General features: G+C 32.5%; 19 protein-coding genes. All 19 read left to right on the top strand.

What is annotated here, in order from left to right; genetic code table 11:
* The first annotated feature begins 86 nt into the window (after positions 1-86).
* The 19 genes from der (at position 87) to ACF91D_RS19315 (ending at position 19,922) form a co-directional block, all read left to right on the top strand.
* The gene (gene der / locus ACF91D_RS19405; RefSeq protein WP_069793045.1) at positions 87-1,397 is read left to right on the top strand and encodes a ribosome biogenesis GTPase Der; all 1,311 of its coding nucleotides are present in this window, start codon (positions 87-89) and stop codon (positions 1,395-1,397) included.
* Positions 1,398-1,413: 16 nt separating this feature from the next.
* Positions 1,414-2,412 carry an NAD(P)H-dependent glycerol-3-phosphate dehydrogenase gene (locus ACF91D_RS19400; RefSeq protein ID WP_069793046.1) on the top strand — a complete coding sequence of 333 codons (999 nt, stop codon included), beginning with the start codon at positions 1,414-1,416 and terminating at the stop codon, positions 2,410-2,412.
* A gap of 169 nt (positions 2,413-2,581) precedes the next feature.
* The gene (locus ACF91D_RS19395) at positions 2,582-2,854 is read left to right on the top strand and encodes an HU family DNA-binding protein (RefSeq protein WP_002483248.1); all 273 of its coding nucleotides are present in this window, start codon (positions 2,582-2,584) and stop codon (positions 2,852-2,854) included.
* A 321-nt stretch (positions 2,855-3,175) separates the two neighbouring features.
* Positions 3,176-3,748, top strand: coding sequence for a hypothetical protein (locus ACF91D_RS19390; RefSeq protein ID WP_039068351.1), 573 nt, complete (start codon positions 3,176-3,178; stop codon positions 3,746-3,748).
* A 1-nt stretch (position 3,749) separates the two neighbouring features.
* Entirely contained in the window at positions 3,750-4,451 is a 702-nt protein-coding gene (locus ACF91D_RS19385; RefSeq protein WP_039068350.1) for a demethylmenaquinone methyltransferase, read from the top strand.
* 25 nt (positions 4,452-4,476) lie between these two features.
* Complete coding sequence (locus tag ACF91D_RS19380) at positions 4,477-5,430, top strand: polyprenyl synthetase family protein (protein WP_176723096.1); 954 nt, start codon at positions 4,477-4,479, stop codon at positions 5,428-5,430.
* Between the two features lie 151 nt (positions 5,431-5,581).
* On the top strand, positions 5,582-6,031 hold the full coding sequence (ndk, locus tag ACF91D_RS19375) for a nucleoside-diphosphate kinase (RefSeq protein ID WP_039068348.1): 450 nt from the start codon (positions 5,582-5,584) through the stop codon (positions 6,029-6,031).
* 357 nt (positions 6,032-6,388) lie between these two features.
* Entirely contained in the window at positions 6,389-7,555 is a 1,167-nt protein-coding gene (gene aroC, locus ACF91D_RS19370; protein WP_069793048.1) for a chorismate synthase, read from the top strand.
* A gap of 38 nt (positions 7,556-7,593) precedes the next feature.
* On the top strand, positions 7,594-8,661 hold the full coding sequence (gene aroB, locus ACF91D_RS19365) for a 3-dehydroquinate synthase (protein ID WP_327620593.1): 1,068 nt from the start codon (positions 7,594-7,596) through the stop codon (positions 8,659-8,661).
* A 9-nt stretch (positions 8,662-8,670) separates the two neighbouring features.
* Positions 8,671-9,969 carry a 3-phosphoshikimate 1-carboxyvinyltransferase gene (gene aroA / locus ACF91D_RS19360; RefSeq protein ID WP_327620699.1) on the top strand — a complete coding sequence of 433 codons (1,299 nt, stop codon included), beginning with the start codon at positions 8,671-8,673 and terminating at the stop codon, positions 9,967-9,969.
* Between the two features lie 4 nt (positions 9,970-9,973).
* On the top strand, positions 9,974-11,221 hold the full coding sequence (locus ACF91D_RS19355) for a tetratricopeptide repeat protein (protein ID WP_039068344.1): 1,248 nt from the start codon (positions 9,974-9,976) through the stop codon (positions 11,219-11,221).
* Positions 11,222-11,240: 19 nt separating this feature from the next.
* Positions 11,241-11,801 (top strand): YpiB family protein, encoded by a 561-nt coding sequence (locus tag ACF91D_RS19350; RefSeq protein ID WP_327620594.1) that lies wholly within the window; start codon positions 11,241-11,243, stop codon positions 11,799-11,801.
* Between the two features lie 4 nt (positions 11,802-11,805).
* Positions 11,806-12,408: a DUF1405 domain-containing protein gene (locus ACF91D_RS19345; protein WP_039068342.1), complete on the top strand. Its 603-nt coding sequence runs from the start codon at positions 11,806-11,808 to the stop codon at positions 12,406-12,408.
* A 36-nt stretch (positions 12,409-12,444) separates the two neighbouring features.
* On the top strand, positions 12,445-13,140 hold the full coding sequence (locus tag ACF91D_RS19340; RefSeq protein WP_069793051.1) for a zinc metallopeptidase: 696 nt from the start codon (positions 12,445-12,447) through the stop codon (positions 13,138-13,140).
* 399 nt (positions 13,141-13,539) lie between these two features.
* A complete protein-coding gene (locus ACF91D_RS19335; RefSeq protein ID WP_039068340.1) occupies positions 13,540-13,857 on the top strand; it encodes a nucleotide pyrophosphohydrolase in 318 nt (105 codons plus the stop codon).
* A 31-nt stretch (positions 13,858-13,888) separates the two neighbouring features.
* Positions 13,889-15,037 (top strand): N-acetyl-alpha-D-glucosaminyl L-malate synthase BshA, encoded by a 1,149-nt coding sequence (gene bshA / locus ACF91D_RS19330; RefSeq protein WP_107548827.1) that lies wholly within the window; start codon positions 13,889-13,891, stop codon positions 15,035-15,037.
* Positions 15,030-16,229, top strand: coding sequence for a CCA tRNA nucleotidyltransferase (locus ACF91D_RS19325; protein WP_107548828.1), 1,200 nt, complete (start codon positions 15,030-15,032; stop codon positions 16,227-16,229). The genes bshA and ACF91D_RS19325 overlap by 8 nt, the downstream gene beginning before the upstream one ends.
* Positions 16,222-17,193 carry a biotin--[acetyl-CoA-carboxylase] ligase gene (locus tag ACF91D_RS19320; RefSeq protein ID WP_039068337.1) on the top strand — a complete coding sequence of 324 codons (972 nt, stop codon included), beginning with the start codon at positions 16,222-16,224 and terminating at the stop codon, positions 17,191-17,193. Before ACF91D_RS19325 ends, ACF91D_RS19320 begins: the two co-directional genes overlap by 8 nt.
* A gap of 29 nt (positions 17,194-17,222) precedes the next feature.
* Positions 17,223-19,922 carry a helicase C-terminal domain-containing protein gene (locus ACF91D_RS19315; protein ID WP_327620595.1) on the top strand — a complete coding sequence of 900 codons (2,700 nt, stop codon included), beginning with the start codon at positions 17,223-17,225 and terminating at the stop codon, positions 19,920-19,922.
* The last annotated feature ends 54 nt before the right edge of the window (positions 19,923-19,976 follow it).

Here is a 19,976-nt window from a genome sequence, read left to right as displayed (position 1 = left end):
ACAAAAATGTTGATTTAATATTTCTTTTGATTTAATTACCCCTTATGATAGAATTATAGAGATTAAAGAAGAGAGGAAGTTAGTTTATGACTAAACCTATAGTAGCAATTGTAGGCAGGCCAAATGTTGGTAAATCTACAATTTTTAACAGAGTCGTAGGTGAACGTGTTTCAATCGTAGAAGATACACCAGGTGTTACTCGCGATAGAATTTATTCATCAGGTGAATGGTTAACTCACGATTTTAACATTATTGATACTGGTGGTATCGAGGTTGGAGATGCTCCATTCCAAACACAAATTAGAGCACAAGCTGAAGTTGCAATCGATGAAGCCGATGTAATTATCTTTATGGTAAACGTAAGAGAAGGCTTAACTCAAAGCGATGAAATGGTTGCTCAAATGTTATATAAATCAAAAAAACCGGTAGTATTGGCAGTTAATAAAGTTGATAATCCAGAAATGAGAAACGAAATTTACGATTTCTACTCACTTGGATTTGGGGATCCGTATCCAATTTCTGGTTCCCACGGACTAGGTTTAGGTGATTTATTAGATGAAGTGGTTAAACACTTTAAAGAAGAAGAACCTGACCCGTATGATGATGATACAATACGTTTGTCAATCATTGGTCGTCCAAATGTTGGTAAATCAAGTTTAGTAAATGCAATTCTAGGAGAAGATCGTGTAATCGTATCAAACGTAGCTGGTACAACTAGAGATGCTGTTGATACCGAATATAGTTATGATGGTCAAGATTATGTATTGATAGATACTGCAGGAATGCGTAAAAAAGGTAAGGTCTATGAAAATACAGAAAAATATTCAGTATTACGCGCATTAAAAGCGATTGAGCGTTCTAATGTAATCTTAATTGTTATTGATGCAGACCAAGGCATCATCGAGCAAGATAAACGTGTTGCAGGGTATGCACACGAAGAAGGTAAAGCAATTGTAATTGTTGTAAATAAGTGGGATACCGTTGATAAAGAAACAAATACTATGAAGAAATTTAAAGACGAAGTTCGTAAAGAATTCCAATTTTTAGATTATGCAGAAGTTGCGTTTGTCTCCGCAAAAGAGAAGCAACGTCTCAGAACATTGTTCCCATATATTAAAGAAGCTAGTGAAAATCATAAAAAACGCGTTCAAAGTTCAACACTAAACGAAGTGATTACGGATGCAATTTCTATGAACCCTACACCAACTGATAAAGGTCGACGTTTAAATGTATTCTATGCTACACAAGTCGCTATTGAACCACCGACATTTATTGTCTTCGTTAATGATGTTGAGCTATTGCATTTTTCATACAAACGTTATTTAGAAAATCAAATTCGAGCTGCATTCGGCTTTGAAGGTACACCAGTACACATTATAGCAAGAAAAAGAAATTAATTACCGGGGGGATTCCATGTCTAAAGTAACTGTCTTTGGTACAGGAAGTTTTGGTACGGCATTAGCAAATGTCTTAGCTGAAAACGGACACCAAGTTTTAATGTGGGGAAAAAATGTACAAACAATCAATGAGATTAATTCGCAACACATTAATAGCAAATACTTAAAAAATGCGCAGCTCAATGACACAATAGAAGCAACATTAGATATTAATAATGCTGTATCATTTTCAGATGTTTATTTAATGGCTTTACCAACTAAAGCAATGAGAGAAGTAGCGAAATCAATTGATGCGCTATTAACATCTAAGAAGACCTTTATCCATGTTGCTAAAGGAATTGAAAACGAGACATATAAACGCGTTTCTGAAATGTTAGAGGATTCAATTTCATCAGAGCATAACGCAGGAATTGGGGTGCTATCTGGGCCAAGTCATGCTGAAGAAGTTGTAATCAAGCAACCAACTACTGTAGCAGCTTCATCTAAAACACCTGAAGTCAGTCAATTAACACAAGATCTTTTTATGAATGATTATCTACGTGTTTATACAAACGATGACTTAGTAGGTGTTGAATTGGGTGGTGCGTTAAAAAATATTATTGCAGTAGCTAGTGGTGTTATATCAGGTATGGGATTTGGTGATAACGCTAAAGCAGCACTGATGACTAGAGGCTTAGCTGAAATTAGCCGCTTAGGTGAGAAGTTAGGCGCAGATCCGATTACATTTCTAGGTTTAGGAGGCATTGGCGATTTAATTGTAACATGTACTTCAACGCATTCTAGGAACTACACACTTGGTTATAAATTAGGAGAAGGTAAATCATTAGATACAGCTTTAAACGAAATGAACATGGTTGTCGAAGGTGTCTACACAACAAAATCTGTTTACCACTTAGCTAAAGAGGTCGGAGTAGACATGCCAATTACTGCTGCTCTCTATAGCGTATTGTTTGAAAACAGACCTGTTGATGAAAGCGTTAAAGACTTGATGGGACGTGGAAAAAAAGCAGAATAACGAAGTATTATTACACTTTTTAGTTAATTTATATCAATTAACTGTCAAAATCCTATTATTTCAACGTTTTTTGCGCATAAATCATTGCAGTAGCAGTAATCGTTGTGTTAAAGTCATAGCATAATGATATTAAGTTATCATTATTAACCCTAGGGGAGGTGAATTCATAATGAACAAGACAGATTTAATCAATGCTGTTGCAGAACAAGCCGACTTAACTAAAAAAGAAGCTGGTTTAGCTGTAGATGCAGTATTCGAATCAATTCAATCATCACTTTCTAAAGGTGAAAAAGTACAATTAATTGGATTCGGTAACTTCGAAGTACGCGAACGCGCTGCTCGTAAAGGCCGTAACCCTCAAACTGGTAAAGAAATTGATATCCCTGCAAGCAAAGTTCCAGCATTCAAAGCTGGTAAAGCATTAAAAGATGCAGTAAAATAATTCTTTACTTAAAGTAAAGCCCTTTTCTAGGGGCTTTTTCTTTTTATATAGGGGATTTTTTATAAAGCTTCAAATCATATATCTTTTAACTTTATAATTGTGATATCATTCGAAGTAGCGATTTTAAATAAATGTAGAGATACAATTACAGAAAATTAATGAATTTATTAAATAATTTACATATAACAATTACTCGATTTTACAAATATATGAGTATTTTCAACATATATTACATAAATATCTTTTACTTTGATTTACGTTGATTTTATTTTTCTCTATATAATGTTAATATGTATATGGATAATAACGTGAGGTGTGAACATGGAAACGACATTCAGCATTTTAGAAACTCAAATTGCACAGCGGCTCAGCAGTGTAAATCATTACGAACCAATTTATATCAATCAAGCATTAGCAGAAATACTTGATTCTTATGAGATACCTCAAGAAGCTAAATTAGCTTGCCTCACAATAGATACTGCGATGCGTCACTTAGACGAAGTTTCAACTACTTTATCGTCTAAAAAATCTATTTTAATCGGCGACTTATTAAGCGCTCATTTTTATACATTATTAGCAAAACTAAATGATCCAATTTATCAAAAAGAAATTAGTACAGCAATTGTTGTAGTGAATGAAATGAAATCTTCTATTCATCATGCCGCAATTGATAATAACGTTATTAGTGACTATATTTTAAAAATTGAAAATACTTTTCCACTTATTACGATTAAAAGATATGTCTCTGATGTTAATATTAATTTTATCAATGACAAAATGATAGCGAGTTTAGTTGAACATCACCCTTCTTACTTAAGCGAATTTTCTAAAGAAAAACTAGATGGTTTTATAGATAAATTAAAAGCTGAAATACATTCAAAAAGAGGTAATTAACATGGCAGATAATAAAGCAAAAAAAGAACAAGTACACAATGTTTTTCAAAATATTTCTGGTAAATATGATCGACTTAACAATATTATTAGCTTTGAACAACACAAAACATGGAGAAAACGTGTTATGAAAGAAATGAACGTTAAATCTGGTAGCAAGGCACTGGATGTATGTTGTGGTACAGCTGATTGGACTATCTCATTAAGTAAAGCGGTAGGGCCAGCTGGTGAAGTGATCGGAGTTGACTTTAGTGAAAACATGCTTGAAGTAGGTAGAAGTAAAACATCAGATATGCATAACTTAAAACTTGTACATGGTGATGCTATGAATTTACCTTTTGAAGACAACGAATTTGATTACGTTACTATTGGTTTTGGTTTAAGAAATGTTCCTGATTATTTAGCAACTTTAAAAGAACTGAACCGTGTTTTAAAACCTGGTGGAATGGTTGTTTGTTTAGAAACCAGTCAACCGACGACACCTGTTTTCAAACAGTGCTACAAACTTTATTTTAAATTCGTAATGCCTATATTTGGTAAAATATTTGCGAAGTCTAAAGACGAATACGAATGGTTACAACAATCTACATTCGATTTTCCAGATAAAGAAAAATTGAAACGCTTGTTTACACAAGCTGGTTTCAGCAACATAAAAGTCCGTAGCTTTACAGGTGGCGTTGCAGCAATGCACCTTGGCTATAAATAAAATGAATCAACCAAAGGTGATTAGCGTGGCAAAGTTAAACATGAACAGCGAAATTAAAAAAATTGAAAAACAGTTAGAACAGTCTATAAAAAGCAACGACAAGATTCTTGAGTCAGCGTCATATCATTTGTTCTCGTCAGGTGGCAAACGAGTCAGACCCGCTTTTGTAATTTTAAGCAGCCAATTTGGTAAAGAAAGAAATGAAAAAGTCTACCGTGTTGCCGTGGCGCTTGAACTTATCCATATGGCAACATTGGTACATGATGACGTTATAGATAAAAGTGATAAACGAAGAGGCAGCTTGACTATAGCAAAAAAATGGGATCAAAACACAGCCATACTCACAGGCAACTTCTTATTAGCTCGCGGACTTGAGCATATATCTAACGTAGAAGACAATCGTGTACATAATGTTATATCAAATGCGATTGTAGAAGTCTGTATGGGTGAATTATATCAATTCCAAGATCAGTTCAATGGTAATCAAACAATCACCAACTATTTGCGTAGGATTAACCGTAAAACTGCATTACTTATTCAATTATCCACTGAGGTAGGGGCAATCGCTTCAGGAGCAGATGCTAAAACAATTCACAATTTGAAAATGATAGGACATTATATTGGTATGAGCTTTCAAATCGTCGATGACCTCCTAGACTTTACAAGCACCGAAAAAAAATTAGGGAAACCAGTTGGTAGTGATTTAATGAACGGTCATCTTACGCTTCCAGTGCTATTAGAGATGAAAAAAAACGAAGAATTTAAGTCACTCATACAACAATTAAATGCAAATAGTAGCCAAGAAACATTTGATTATTGTATTAATCATGTGAAAAATTCTAATGTTATACAACAGGCTCAGGCAATCAGCGACAAGTATTTAGATAAGGCTCTTTACTTAATCGACCAATTAGAAAACGAAGATTCAAAACCACTATTTAAGAAGCTAATTAAAAAAGTTGGGAAAAGAAATGTGTAACTTGTGTGAAAACCATTGAAAGCGCTTTAATTAACTGTTAATATATTAATGTGCTTCAAAACATACTTTTATTTTGATACATATGCAATTCTATATGTTTTTGAAAAATTAAAGTACATTGATACATAACAAACAGGGGGATAAACACACAATGGAAAGAACATTTTTAATGATTAAACCGGATGCAGTGCAAAGAAATCTAATAGGGGAAATTATTTCTCGTATTGAAAGAAAAGGACTAAAACTTGTAGGTGGTAAGTTTATGACTGTACCACAAGCACTTGCTGAGGAACATTATGCAGAACATACAGACAAACCTTTCTATAAACACTTAATTAGCTTCATTACATCAGCCCCAGTATTTGCAATGGTTGTTGAAGGTGAAGATGCTGTACACGTTGCTCGCCACATCATCGGCAAAACAAATCCGTCTGAAGCAACTCCAGGTACAATACGTGGAGACTTAGGTTTAACAGTAGGTAGAAATATTATTCATGGTTCAGACTCAGTAGAATCAGCTAACAAAGAAATTAATCTTTGGTTTAAAGCAGAAGAATTAAGTGATTATACTGAATCGCGTGAAGAATGGTTATATGAATAATTGAAATACTTCTAAAATAATTCGAAAAAAACTTATTTTAGAAAATAAAAAAGCGATGACTTTTACTGATATAAAGTGAAAGTCATCGCTTTTTTTATATTTTTTTGTCGAATTACAGTATTCTTTTAAATCTTTATGCATGATAAATCATTTAAAATTATGGTATCGTAACCATTTAAAAACAAAATTTAATATTAATAAAAATGTTTAAATGTTACACTGAAAAATAACATTCTAACGGCAAAAATTTAAGAAGAATCATCATTTGTAAATTTTTCTGTTAATTTGAACAATTGAATATGATAAGATATAGAACATATATCAATTTAAAGTATTAAAGAACGGAGTGGGTAAAGTATGAGATATTTAACTTCTGGTGAGTCACACGGACCGCAGTTAACTGTAATTATTGAAGGTGTTCCAGCAAACTTAGAAATCAATGTTGCTGACATTAACGAAGAAATGTTTAAAAGACAAGGCGGATACGGACGCGGGAGACGCATGCAAATTGAAAAAGATTCTGTTGAAATCGTATCTGGTGTAAGAAATGGCTATACTTTAGGTAGTCCTATCACGCTTATAGTCACTAATGATGATTTTACACATTGGAAAAAAATCATGGGCGCAGATCCAATCAGTGAAGAAGACCAAGATAATATGAAGCGTGTAATTACTAAACCTCGTCCAGGACACGCAGATTTAATTGGTGGTATGAAATATAACCATAGAGATTTAAGAAATGTCTTAGAACGTTCTTCAGCAAGAGAAACAGCTGCACGAGTAGCTGTTGGTGCAGTTTCTAAAATATTACTAAAACAATTAGATATTAATTTTTACAGTAGAGTAGTAGAAATCGGCGGTATTAAAGATGATTTAGAATATGATATCGATACAATTAAATCTAATATTGATAAAAATGATGTGCGTGTCGTTAATGATGAAATTGCGCAAGCCATGCGTGATAAAATTGACGCAGCTAAAAAAGCCGGCGATACAATTGGTGGTGTGGTTCAAACTATTATTGAAGGTGTGCCTGTGGGTATTGGTAGTTATGTTCATTACGATCGTAAACTTGATGGCAGAATTGCACAAGGCGTAGTAAGTATTAACGCTTTTAAAGGTGTAAGTTTTGGAGAAGGTTTCAAGGCCGCCGAGAAACCTGGCAGCGAAATACAAGATGAAATATTATATGATACGGAAAATGGTTATTATAGAGGGTCAAATCACTTAGGTGGTTTTGAAGGTGGTATGTCAAATGGTATGCCAATTATAGTCAACGGTGTAATGAAACCTATTCCTACACTTTACAAGCCTTTGAACTCAGTAGATATCAATACTAAAGAATCATTCAAAGCGTCAATTGAGCGTTCTGACAGTTGTGCTGTGCCTGCTGCAAGCGTCGTTGTTGAAAACGTAGTCGCTTTTGAATTAGCAAAAGCATTACTAGAAGAGTTTCAATGTAATCATATTGAGCAATTACAATCTCAAATCAAGGAACGTCGCTTATTAAATATTGAATACTAGTCAACAAATTAAAATTTAAGAAATAATAAGGTGATTATATGAAATTAGAAACGACTTATAAATCTAATAACTATCCAATTATTATTGAACATCATGCTCTCGATCAATTACGTGATTATATTAAAAATTATAAAGATATCGTCCTTGTTATAGATCAAAAAGTTGAAAACGAATGGAGTCATATTACTAACTTCATCGCCACTGAATATGAAGCACATAAACTTATCATACCTTCTGGTGAAACAACAAAAACACTAGCATTTTATGAAGAAACGATTGAATCGTTGTTAAGTAAACAATTAACAAGAAATACTTGTTTAATAGCTATTGGCGGAGGCGCCACTGGTGATTTTACTGGGTTCCTAGCTGCAACTTTATTAAGAGGTGTTGATTTCATACAAGTACCAACTACCATCTTAGCTCATGATTCAAGTGTTGGTGGTAAGGTAGGTGTTAATTCTAAATATGGTAAAAATCTTATTGGTGCTTTTTATAGACCTAAAGCAGTCATTTACGATTTAAACTTTTTAAATACATTACCATATTCAGAAATTTTAAGTGGTTATGCAGAAGTTTATAAACATGCTTTATTAAATGATATTGAATCGGTAAATCATATTGAATCACAATACCCAGACGAACAAGCACTTAAATCACTTAATGAAATCGAATATTATCTATACAAAGGTGTTCAGACAAAATTAAATATTATTGTAGCAGACGAGAAAGAATCAAACGTGCGTAAATTTCTTAACTTAGGACATACATTCGGTCATGCCGTTGAATATAAACTTAAAATTCCGCATGGTCACGCCGTTATGATAGGCATTGTTTTTCAATTTATAGTTGCGAATATAACACTTAATAAATCATTTGATGTTGCACATTATGTAAATTATCTTAGTGATTTAAACTATCCATTAGATGTCATTAATGCTTTAGATTTTGAACCTTTATATCAACTAATGCTTAACGACAAGAAAAATGATGATCAAGGTGTGCAAATGGTACTCCTCAACGATATTGGAAATCCAGTTGTGAAGCACATTGATTACACAACGCTTTCTCAAGCCTTTGAAACATTTAAAACATATTTTAAGAAGTAGGTGACTGATTTGGTAAATAGTAAGACGATAGATATTAATGGACCGTTAGTCGGTGAAATTGAAGTACCTGGAGATAAATCCATGACACATAGAGCGATTATGCTCAGTTCTCTAGCCTCAGGAAAATCAACAATATATAAACCTTTACTTGGTGAAGACTGTTTGCGTACGGTTGAAATATTTAAATTATTAGGCGCTGATATTAAAGTATCTGAAGATAAAATAGAAATCGATTCTCCAGGATATAAACATTTCAAAACACCACATCAAGTTTTATACACAGGGAATTCAGGTACAACTACACGTTTAGTTGCTGGGTTACTGAGCGGTCTTGGAATAGAGACTGTGTTATCAGGTGACGAATCTATAGGGAAACGACCAATGGATAGAATTATGAAACCTTTAAAATTAATGCAAGCTAATATTACAGGTATTGATGATAACTATACACCTTTAATTATCAAACCTGCTAAAATCAAAGGTATTTCATACGAAATGGAAGTTGCCAGCGCACAAGTTAAAAGTGCGATATTGTTCGCAAGTTTATTCGCTGAAGAACCAACGACAATCAAAGAATTTGATACTTCTAGAAACCATACGGAAACGATGTTCCAACAATATCACATCCCTGTTTCAACAAGAGATAAAATGATAGATATACACGAGCGCGGTATTGAGCATATTAAACCTACAGATTTCCATGTTCCTGGCGATATATCTTCAGCAGCATACTTTATTGTAGCTGGCTTGATTACACCCGGAAGTGATATTACAATACACAATGTTGGCATTAACCCAACTCGTTCAGGTATTATTGATATCGTGACACAAATGGAAGGGAATATTACCTTATTCAATCAAACTGATGGGCCAGAACCAACTGCATCCATACGAGTACAATACTCTCCGGACATGAAACCTATTCATATTGATGGTGATTTAGTGCCTAGAGCAATCGATGAGATTCCTATCGTTGCTTTACTTTGCACACAAGCTAAAGGTACAAGTATAGTTAAAGAAGCTGAAGAACTAAAAGTAAAAGAAACTAATAGAATCGATACAACTGCAAATATGTTGAATTTACTTGGTTTTATGTTACAACCTACGAATGATGGTATAATTATCCATCCATCAGCTTTAGAACAAACTGCAACTGTCGATAGCTTTACGGATCACCGTATTGGTATGATGTTAGCAGTTGCCTCACTATTAACCGATAAGGAAATTACAATAAATCAATTTGATGCAGTTAATGTTTCTTTCCCAGGATTCTTATCAAAGTTAAAACAATTAGAAAAAGAGGGATAAAAGTATGGAAGATATCTATAAATTAATAGATGATATCAACTTACAAAAATTAGATAACCTAGACACCCGTGTTAATGATGCATTAAGTTCTCCAAAAGACGATGCTTTATTTATTCTAGGTGAAACATTATACAATTATGGATTGATGCCGCAAGGTTTAGAAGTATTCCGTACGCTTTACCATAAATATCCTGATGAAAGTGAGTTATTAATATACTTTATTGAAGGATTAATGGCTGAAAACCACACAGATGAAGCTTTAGAGTATTTAAGTGAAGTTGAAATATCAACAGAGCGCTTAATGCTAGAAGCAGATTTATATCAACAATTAAATATGCTTGAAGTCGCAATCAGTAAACTTGATGAAGCGATTGACATTGAACCAAATGATCCAATTATTCATTATGCACTTGCTGAGATACTATACTTTGATGGTCAATACTTACGTGCAACTTCAGAATACGAGACCGTACTTGAGACGGGAGAATATGAAGTGAACGGTGTAAATTTATTTTCTCGTTTAGCCGATTGCAGTTTGCAAAGTGGTAACTATAGCGATGCTATTAAAATGTTTGATGAAATTAATGAAGATGAGATGGATTCAGAAGATTATTTCAAAAAAGCTATTGCTTATGAAAAAAATGACCTCTCTCAAGAAGCTATTAAATTAGTTCAAACATTATTATCCAAAGACCCTGATTTTCTACAAGCATATTTCTATTTACAACAGTTATATGAAAATGAACACAACCATGCCGATGCGATTGAAATCGGTAAAGAAGGGTTAAGATTAACACAATTTTATAAAGAATTGATGGTATCAACTGGTAGTATTCAATTAGAACATGGGGACGCTAATGAAGGTGTCCAATTACTGATTCAAGCACTCGAAGTAGATAATGCATATCAAGAACCATTATTAATATTAAGTGATTTATATAGACAAGAAGAAGATTATGAGTCGCTTATTGGTTTATTAAAATATGTAGACGAAGAAGATTTAGACCCAGTATTTATGTGGCATCTCGCATATGCATTGGGGCAAGAAGAACGTGATAAAGAAGCACAGCATTTCTTTGAATTAGCATACGACACATTACAAACTCAATCTGCATTTTTAAGTGACTATTATTTTTACGTAATAGAAATCGGTCAAATTGAGTTAGCTAAAAAATTATTAGACCAATTACTTGAATTAGAACCAACCAATGAGATATGGCATGATGAAGCAGAAAGATTGGCGTCTTTTTAAGTACAGGAAGGTGAGTTAAATGTTTGATACCCTACAACAATCAAAAGCAACTTTCATAGAATATTTACTCTTTCAATATGAGTTCAAGTCTAGGATTAGTGTATGGGTATTAAACTTACTCAAATCTTCGCCAGAATTACTACAAAATGTTCATTTTGTAGATGAACGTATCGATACACATAATACGCTTGAAATCTCTATGTTAAACTCTGAGCAACAGGGTATTAAATTTAAATATAAAGGCCAACAAATGATTAATAGTAATGAAATTTTTGAGCATATCGCTCACAATCAATTGTCGTTTGATATTAAATTGAATTTTAATGATGAACAAGATAGGGAAGCGAGATTAGATGACTTACTAATCAAACAATTACTACATTCGCCATATTATGCATTATATATTCAAGACATCTATCAAATCCCACTTTCAAAACAAAGTGAAGCTTCTATTATCACGCATTTACAAGATAATATTGATTTAAGCTTACAATTACATGATAGTGATTTGTTTTATCAATTATCACAAATACTTAATACTTTTAAATTAAGAAATGTAAATATAACAACGAAGGATTGACAGTATGAATATAAAATCACTTTGGGAATTAATGTTGTATCATAAAGGTATACTTTACTTTTTACTTTTGTGTAACTTGTTAGGTACAATCTATGGCTATATTTGGTACGGTGAGCAATTAAGTATTACTGAACCTCACTTCAAAATATTTGTACCAGATAGTCCAACCGCTTCACTATTTTTATGTTTCGTAATTATTGCTTTCATATTAGGTAAGAACATCCCAGTATTTGAAGCCCTAGCTTTCGTCTCACTTATTAAATATGGCGTTTGGGCAGTTATAATGAATATAATCATGTTTATTCAATATGACACAGTTACAATCACAGGGTGTATGCTCATACTTTCACATGGCATTATGGCTATCGAGGCATTGTTATTTTATCCAAGATTTAAAATTTCAATAACTGCCTTTGTTATTGCTATGATATGGGTATTTCACAATGACATTATAGATTATGTGTTTATGCAATATCCTTATTATGATTTTATTGCAAGTCACTTAGAAGGTGTTGCCTACCTAGCATTTTGGTTAAGCTTAATTCCATTAATACTTTATTTATATTTAACTCGATTTAAAAAAGATAAAATATTTGACCACCATTGATGTTCACAGTAAAATGTTTATAAAGGAGTGAGGTTTTTGTCTTTTATCTATATGATTATATACTTTGTTATTTTAATGGTGTTACCTCTATGGGCACAACATAAAGTTAAATCTAATTACGAAAAATATTCACAAGTTAGATCAACAAGTGGAAAGACTGGTCAAGAAGTTGCTTTAGAAATCTTGCATGCAAATGGTATTTATGATGTAGATGTGGTTGAAGGAAAAGGTTTCTTAACTGACCACTACGATCCTAGGAAAAAAGTACTTGTATTATCGCCAGCCAACTTTAGTAGACCTTCTGTTGCCGGAACAGCTATTGCGGCGCACGAAGTCGGCCACGCAATCCAACACGCGCAAGGTTATTTCTTCCTAAGATTCAGAACGTCGTTAGTACCACTCGCTAATCTCGGTAGTTCAATTGGATATTTAGCCGTTTTTGCTGGTATCGTTTTAACGAGTTTACAAAGCACTTTAGGTTCAACTGCACTGTGGATTGGTATTGCATTCATGTCATTTGCAGTCCTTTTCTCTATCGTTACATTGCCTGTGGAATTCAATGCAAGCAGTAGAGCAATGAAACAAATTCAAAGTTTAAACATTGTTAACGAAAAGGAATATCGTCATGCTAAGAAAGTACTGACAGCTGCAGCAATGACTTATGTTGCATCAACTGCAGTAGCATTAGCAGAACTTGCAAGATTTATCCTTATTGCTAGATCTAGTGAATAGTTATATAAATTAAAGTGATGTAGAAGCTTTTTAAATAAGGATTCGTTACTTTGGCTTAGATGGCTAATAATTAAACAGCTTATTAGAAAGCTCGATTTTTATATTAGATCGCAAATATTAATCTAATATTTTGAGGCTGGGACATTTGTAAATGTCTTAGCCTCCTTTTTTATGCTAAATTTGATTGATTGTTTTGTTTAACCCAGGTCCAGTACGTTAGTTCATTTTTGACATCATATAAAACATCACAAAAGTCTTATACAATTACAAAAATCCTACTCAACAATCAATTAGTTTAAATATGTATGACATAAGTCTTAACTGTTGCAGGAATAATGCATGAAACATAAAATTAGTCTATACTATATAAGAAACCTATAGGAATGTGAGGCGTTTAAAATGAAGTCTATGAAAGATATGCAAATAGAAGTTGATGACTATATTGGTCAATTCAAAACTGGATACTTTTCTCCTTTGGCAAACCTTGCGCGTTTAACTGAAGAAGTAGGTGAACTGTCGAGAGAAATTAACCATTATTATGGTGAAAAAAAGAAAAAATCGTCAGAAGCTGAAAATACAATTAAAGCAGAACTAGGTGACAATTTATTCGTATTAATGTGTATTGCGAATTCTTTAGATATAGATTTAACAGAAAGCTTTAATGAAACAATGGAAAAATTTAATACTCGAGATAAAAATAGATTCGAACGTAAATAATATAAACAATTAAGAAAGGATGTCCCGCCTTATGAAAATAGGCATCACTTGTTATCCATCTATGGGTGGTTCAGGCATTATAGCTACAGAGTTAGGCATAAAACTTGCTGAACGTGGACATGATATTCATTTCATCACTTCCAATATTCCTTTTAGAATACGTAAACCATTACCAAATATCACATTTCATCAAGTAGAAGTGAATCAATACGCAGTTTTTCAATACCCACCTTACGATATTACGCTAAGTACAAAGATAGCAGAAGTCATAAATGAGTATGATTTGGACCTATTACATATGCATTATGCAGTTCCTCACGCAGTATGTGGTATTTTAGCAAAACATATGTCTAACAAAGATATAAAAATTATGACTACACTACATGGTACAGATATCACCGTTTTAGGCTATGATCACTCATTAAAAAATGCCATTAAATTTGGAATAGAAGGTAGTGATATTGTTACAAGCGTAAGTCAATCACTCGCAGAGCAAACGTACGATATCATTGAAACTGATAAGCGCATTGTTCCAATATATAACTTTGTTAGAGAGAAAGAGTTTCCTGTTAAACCTGATCAACCAACACAGGATGATGACCGCTTGAAATCTTGCTATGGTATAAAACCAGATGAAAAGGTATTAATACATGTATCTAACTTTAGAACCGTTAAACGAATTGATACAATTATAGATACCTTTGCAAAAGTTCATCAAGCTTTACCTTCAAAGTTAATTTTGTTAGGCGATGGCCCAGAATTGATGGATATGAAGAAGAAAGCACGGGATTTAGGTATTGAAGATGCCGTTTTATTTTTAGGTAAGCAGAATTGGGTAAGCGAGTTTTATCAAATATCAGACTTGGTATTACTTTTGAGTGAAAAAGAAAGTTTCGGACTAACTTTATTAGAAGCAATGAAATCTGGAGTCGTACCTATTGGTTCTACTGCAGGAGGCATAAAGGAAGTTATTAAACATGATGAAACTGGCTTTATAGTAGATGTCGGGGATAGTACACAAGCGAGTGAATATGCAATTCAATTATTAACAGATATAAAACTCTATAAAAACATCCAACAAAATATGTTAAAAGATGTGTCAGCTCGGTTCTCATCTGATTTAATTGCTGATCAATATGAATATTATTACAAAAAAATGTTAGAGGGTAACAATGACTAATACTTTATTTGAAAAAGCTAAACCCATTTTAGAAAATTTACAATCGCACAGTTTCCAAGCATACTATGTAGGCGGTTCTGTCAGAGACTATATCATGAATAAATCAATCCATGATATTGATATCACAACAAGTGCCACTCCGGATGAAATCGAGTCGATATTTGAAAAAACCATCCCCATAGGTAGGGAACATGGTACGATTAATGTTGTTTACCAAGGTGAACAATATGAAGTGACCACCTTTCGAGCTGAAGGTGAATATATCGACCATCGCCGACCAAATGAAGTTTATTTTGTTAGAAATTTATTCGAAGACGTAAAGCGTAGAGATTTCACGATGAATGCGATTGCTATGGATATGCATTATCAAATTCATGATTATTTTAATGGGCAACAAGATATTGCTGATAAAGTAATCAGAACAGTGGGTGATCCATCAGAACGCTTTAATGAAGACGCACTTCGTATCATTAGAGGGTTACGTTTTCAGTCTCAATTAGGTTTTCAATTAGATACTGATACTTTTAACGCAATGGAGCAACATATTTCAGATATCAGTCATTTATCAATTGAACGCATCGTCGTTGAACTTAAGAAGTTAATGCTTGGTAATGCGATTAAACAAAGTTTTAATAATCTAAAACAATTTCAAGCATTTTCTTATATGCCGTTCTTTAAACATTTTGATTTGTCAAAAATCATTATAGAACAACCTATGCCACTCACAGTGTTTATTGCATTATTAAAAGTTCAACAACCTAATACGACTTCAAATATTTCTGATTTAAAAATGAGCAATCAAGAGAAAAAATATATTAATAAAATCATTGAAATAATAGAGGATATTCCTAAAGTACAAACAAAATTGCAACTTAAATTATTTGTTTATGATTATGGTAAAGAAGATATATTAGAAGTATTGAGTTATGCTGATACTTTAAAAGTGAATAACATAGCAACGAATTCTCCATTCATTATAAATAGTAGAACAATTGTAGAAGTAGCGCAAACGCTGCCAATACACTCGAGAAAAGAAGTAGATATCAACGGCAAAGATATTTTAACAGTAACTGATAAACCAAGTGGACCATGGCTCAAAGCAACGTTACGAGAAATTGAACGGGCTATTATAGCAGGTGAAGTAAACAACTATCAACCTGAATTAATAAAGTGGGTGAAAACACATGTCTAAATATAGTAAAGAAGTTATACACATGTTATATCAATATCATTATGAATATATTTCAGGCCAATTTATCGCTGAACAATTATCCATTTCCAGAACTGCTGTTAAAAAAGTTATAGATCAACTTAAATCAGAAGGTTGTCAAATTGAATCCATAAACCATAAAGGTCATCGGTTAATGCAACTACCAGATAAATGGTATAGTGGAATTGTTATACCTAGTATAAACACGCAACAGCTATTTAAACATATTGAAGTTTTCGAAAATGTAGATTCCACACAATTACTAGCTAAACAAAAGCTAGTTGGAAATACTGATACTTTTTTAATACTCAGTGACGAACAGACAAAAGGCAAAGGACGTTTTAACCGTCCATGGCTATCTACACGAGGAAAAGGTTTGTGGATGTCGATTGTATTGCGACCCAATGTTCCATTTGATATGATAACAAAATTCAATTTATTTATGGCTTTAGGCATTCGCGATGCAATACAATCTTTCAGCAACGCCTCAGTTTCTGTTAAATGGCCAAACGATATCTATATTAATAATAAAAAAGTTTGTGGATTTTTAACAGAAATGGTAGCAAATAGTGATGGTATAGAAGCGGTTATATGTGGTATTGGTATAAACATGAATCAAACACAAACTGATTTCGATGGTGAGCTTTCGCAAAAAGCTACGAGCATGCGTATACAAGGAAATAAAAAAATAAATCGCTATGAATTTTTACAACTACTTATTCAACAAATAGAATATCGTTACGCACAATTTTTAAAAGAACCTTTTGCTACAATTCGCCAAGAATATATAGAAGTCTCAAATATTTGGAATAAGCAATTAAAATTTACTGAAAATGGTGATCAGTTCCTAGGCGAAGCAGTAGACATTGACGATAACGGCTATTTAATTGTTGATGATGAACATAATCAACAACATCAATTGATGAGTGCAGATATTGAATTATAAACAAAATAACGATGAAAGGAGGAACCGATATGACAAAACCGTGTTATGCTGTTGTCGACTTAGAAACAACAGGTAATCAATTAGATTACGATGAAATTATTCAAATAGGTATTACATTTGTGCGCGAAAACAAAATTATTGGCACTTATCATTCAATGATAAAAACAGATTTAGAAATTCCTCCTTTTATTCAAGCTTTAACTTCAATAGAAGAAGAAATGTTAAATCAAGCGCCTTATTTTCATGAAGTTGCCGAGGATATATACAAACAAATAGAAGGTTGTATATTTGTCGCACATAACGTTGCATTTGATTTAAATTTCATAAAAAAATCTTTTAAAAATTGCAATATTAAATATCGTCCAAAAAAAGTTATGGATACCTTAGAATTATTTAAAGTTGCATTTCCAACAGACAAAAGCTATCAATTAAGCGAATTAGCGGAGACTCACGGCATTGTTTTAACAAATGCGCATCGGGCAGACGAAGATGCTGCTACAACAGCAAAATTAATGATTATGGCTTTCACTAAATTTGAATCACTACCATTAGATACACTTAAACAACTCTACTATCTCAGCAAAAACTTAAAATATGATTTACATGATATTTTATTCGAAATGGTACGTAATCATAGTATACAGTCATTAGACAACCAATATGAGCAATTTGAACAGATTATATATAAAAAACAAATCGACTTTAAAGCGCCGACCGTTAACTTTAGTGGTACATTAAAAGAACTCTACACACACGTAACAAAAGAACTAGGTTTAACGTACCGTCCACAACAATTATATCTGTCTGAAATCATTCTAGAACAACTCATGCACAGTGAAAAAGCAATGATTGAGGCGCCTTTAGGAAGCGGGAAGTCATTTGCTTATTTGCTAGCTTCTCTCATGTACAACATTGAAACAGGCAAACATGTAATGATTTCTACTAATACAAAACTATTACAAAATCAATTATTGGAAAAAGACATCCCAGCATTAAAACGTGCGCTAGATTACAAAATAAACGCAACTTTAATTAAAAGTAAGCGCGATTATATTTCATTAGGCTTAATTAGCCAAATATTAAAAGAAGATTCTAGTAACTATGAAGTTAGTATTTTAAAAATGCAATTACTTATATGGATTACAGAAACAGCTACTGGTGATATACAAGAGCTAGATTTAAAAGGCGGCCAGAAAATGTATTTCGAACAAAAACTAGAAACGTATGTACCTGTTCGAAATGACATTAATTATTTCAATTTTATTAAACGCAATGCACAAAATATTCAAATAGGTATTACAAATCATGCCCATTTAATACATGCCGCACATGATAACTCAATTTATCAATTATTTGATGACTGTATTATAGATGAGGCTCACAGATTGCCAGATTACGCCTTAAATCAAGTTACAAATGAACTCAGTTATTCAGATATTAAATATCAGCTAGGCTTAATTGGTAAGACAGAAAATGAAAAACTACTTAAATCTATAGATAATTTGGAACAGCAAAGAATATTAGAAAAACTAGATATACCACCAATAGATGTATTTGGTTTAAAAACTACTGTAAATGAAATTCATGACTTGAATGAACAGTTGTTCTCGACTATGTATGATATTATTCAAGCTTCAGAAATCCAGGATGACGAAGTTCATAAATTACATTTCGTTTATCATTTTGACGTCACACCAATTTTAAATGATTTACATGCTATTATTCATAAATTAAATATGACATTAGAATTTTTCAATGGAATGAGCCATAAATCAATTAAATCTGTGCGTAAACAATTTTTATACATTAATGATCGTTTTAAAGAAATAGAGCACAGTCTCAAAAATAACCATACCAGCTATCTTTCAATCAAAAACTTAAATCAAAAATCAACAATTAAGTTAAACGTGAAAGATTATGGAGTAAAAGAAATACTGACAAAACAAGTGTTAGACAAATTTAATTCACTTACTTTCATATCAGGTACATTAACTTTCAACCATACGTTTGATAACTTCAAACATTGGTTTAACAAAGATATAGATTTTAATACTTATGAAATAGACTCTACAGTGATGTCTCCTAATCAAACTACAGTGTTCATACCAAATGATGTTACTTCTTATAATTATAAGAGTATTAATGACTATGTCAGTTCAATCGTCAATTATGTGATTGAGTACGTAAACATCGTAGAATCTAAATGTTTGATACTTTTCACAAGTTATAAAATGATGCATATGGTACAAGAATTATTAAATGAATTACCTGAATTTGAGGATTATGTCGTATTAACGCAACAACAAAATCAAAATTATAAAATCGTTCAACAATTTAATAGTTTTAATAAAGCTATATTACTGGGCACAGGTACCTTTTTCGAAGGATTTGATTTTGAATCAAATGGAATTAAATGTGTCATGATTGCTAAATTACCATTTATGAATCAAAACAATACTAAATATTGGCTTATGGAATCAGAGTTCACTTCAACTTTTAAAGAATATGTTTTACCGGATGCAGTTACTCGATTTAGACAAGGTCTTGGCAGATTGATCCGTAGTGAAAATGATAAAGGAATTATTGTGTCTTTTGATGATCGTTTAATCAGAAGTAACTACAAACAATTTTTCGAGCAATCTTTAGAAAGTTATCGTCAAAACAAAGGAGATATTAAACAATTTTCAAGCATCCTAAAAAAATTAAAAAAAGATGAGGATAACTCATAAACATAGCGTTCACAACTAGAACTTATATATGGATTTTGTTAAAATATATAAGGA

The organism is Staphylococcus sp. 231237_7MaSpsaltlick (assembly GCF_043107035.1).
This window is presented reverse-complemented; position numbering and strand designations above follow the sequence as displayed.

Excerpts from the sequence above, each read along its gene's own strand:
- der (WP_069793045.1), top strand. The coding sequence starts at position 87 with ATGACTAAACCTATAGTAGCAATTGTAGGCAGGCCAAATGTTGGTAAA.
- ACF91D_RS19400 (WP_069793046.1), top strand. The coding sequence starts at position 1,414 with ATGTCTAAAGTAACTGTCTTTGGTACAGGAAGTTTTGGTACGGCATTA.
- ACF91D_RS19395 (WP_002483248.1), top strand. The coding sequence starts at position 2,582 with ATGAACAAGACAGATTTAATCAATGCTGTTGCAGAACAAGCCGACTTA.
- ACF91D_RS19390 (WP_039068351.1), top strand. The coding sequence starts at position 3,176 with ATGGAAACGACATTCAGCATTTTAGAAACTCAAATTGCACAGCGGCTC.
- ACF91D_RS19385 (WP_039068350.1), top strand. The coding sequence starts at position 3,750 with ATGGCAGATAATAAAGCAAAAAAAGAACAAGTACACAATGTTTTTCAA.
- ndk (WP_039068348.1), top strand. The coding sequence starts at position 5,582 with ATGGAAAGAACATTTTTAATGATTAAACCGGATGCAGTGCAAAGAAAT.
- aroC (WP_069793048.1), top strand. The coding sequence starts at position 6,389 with ATGAGATATTTAACTTCTGGTGAGTCACACGGACCGCAGTTAACTGTA.
- aroB (WP_327620593.1), top strand. The coding sequence starts at position 7,594 with ATGAAATTAGAAACGACTTATAAATCTAATAACTATCCAATTATTATT.
- ACF91D_RS19355 (WP_039068344.1), top strand. The coding sequence starts at position 9,974 with ATGGAAGATATCTATAAATTAATAGATGATATCAACTTACAAAAATTA.
- ACF91D_RS19350 (WP_327620594.1), top strand. The coding sequence starts at position 11,241 with ATGTTTGATACCCTACAACAATCAAAAGCAACTTTCATAGAATATTTA.
- ACF91D_RS19345 (WP_039068342.1), top strand. The coding sequence starts at position 11,806 with ATGAATATAAAATCACTTTGGGAATTAATGTTGTATCATAAAGGTATA.
- ACF91D_RS19335 (WP_039068340.1), top strand. The coding sequence starts at position 13,540 with ATGAAGTCTATGAAAGATATGCAAATAGAAGTTGATGACTATATTGGT.
- bshA (WP_107548827.1), top strand. The coding sequence starts at position 13,889 with ATGAAAATAGGCATCACTTGTTATCCATCTATGGGTGGTTCAGGCATT.
- ACF91D_RS19325 (WP_107548828.1), top strand. The coding sequence starts at position 15,030 with ATGACTAATACTTTATTTGAAAAAGCTAAACCCATTTTAGAAAATTTA.
- ACF91D_RS19320 (WP_039068337.1), top strand. The coding sequence starts at position 16,222 with ATGTCTAAATATAGTAAAGAAGTTATACACATGTTATATCAATATCAT.
- ACF91D_RS19315 (WP_327620595.1), top strand. The coding sequence starts at position 17,223 with ATGACAAAACCGTGTTATGCTGTTGTCGACTTAGAAACAACAGGTAAT.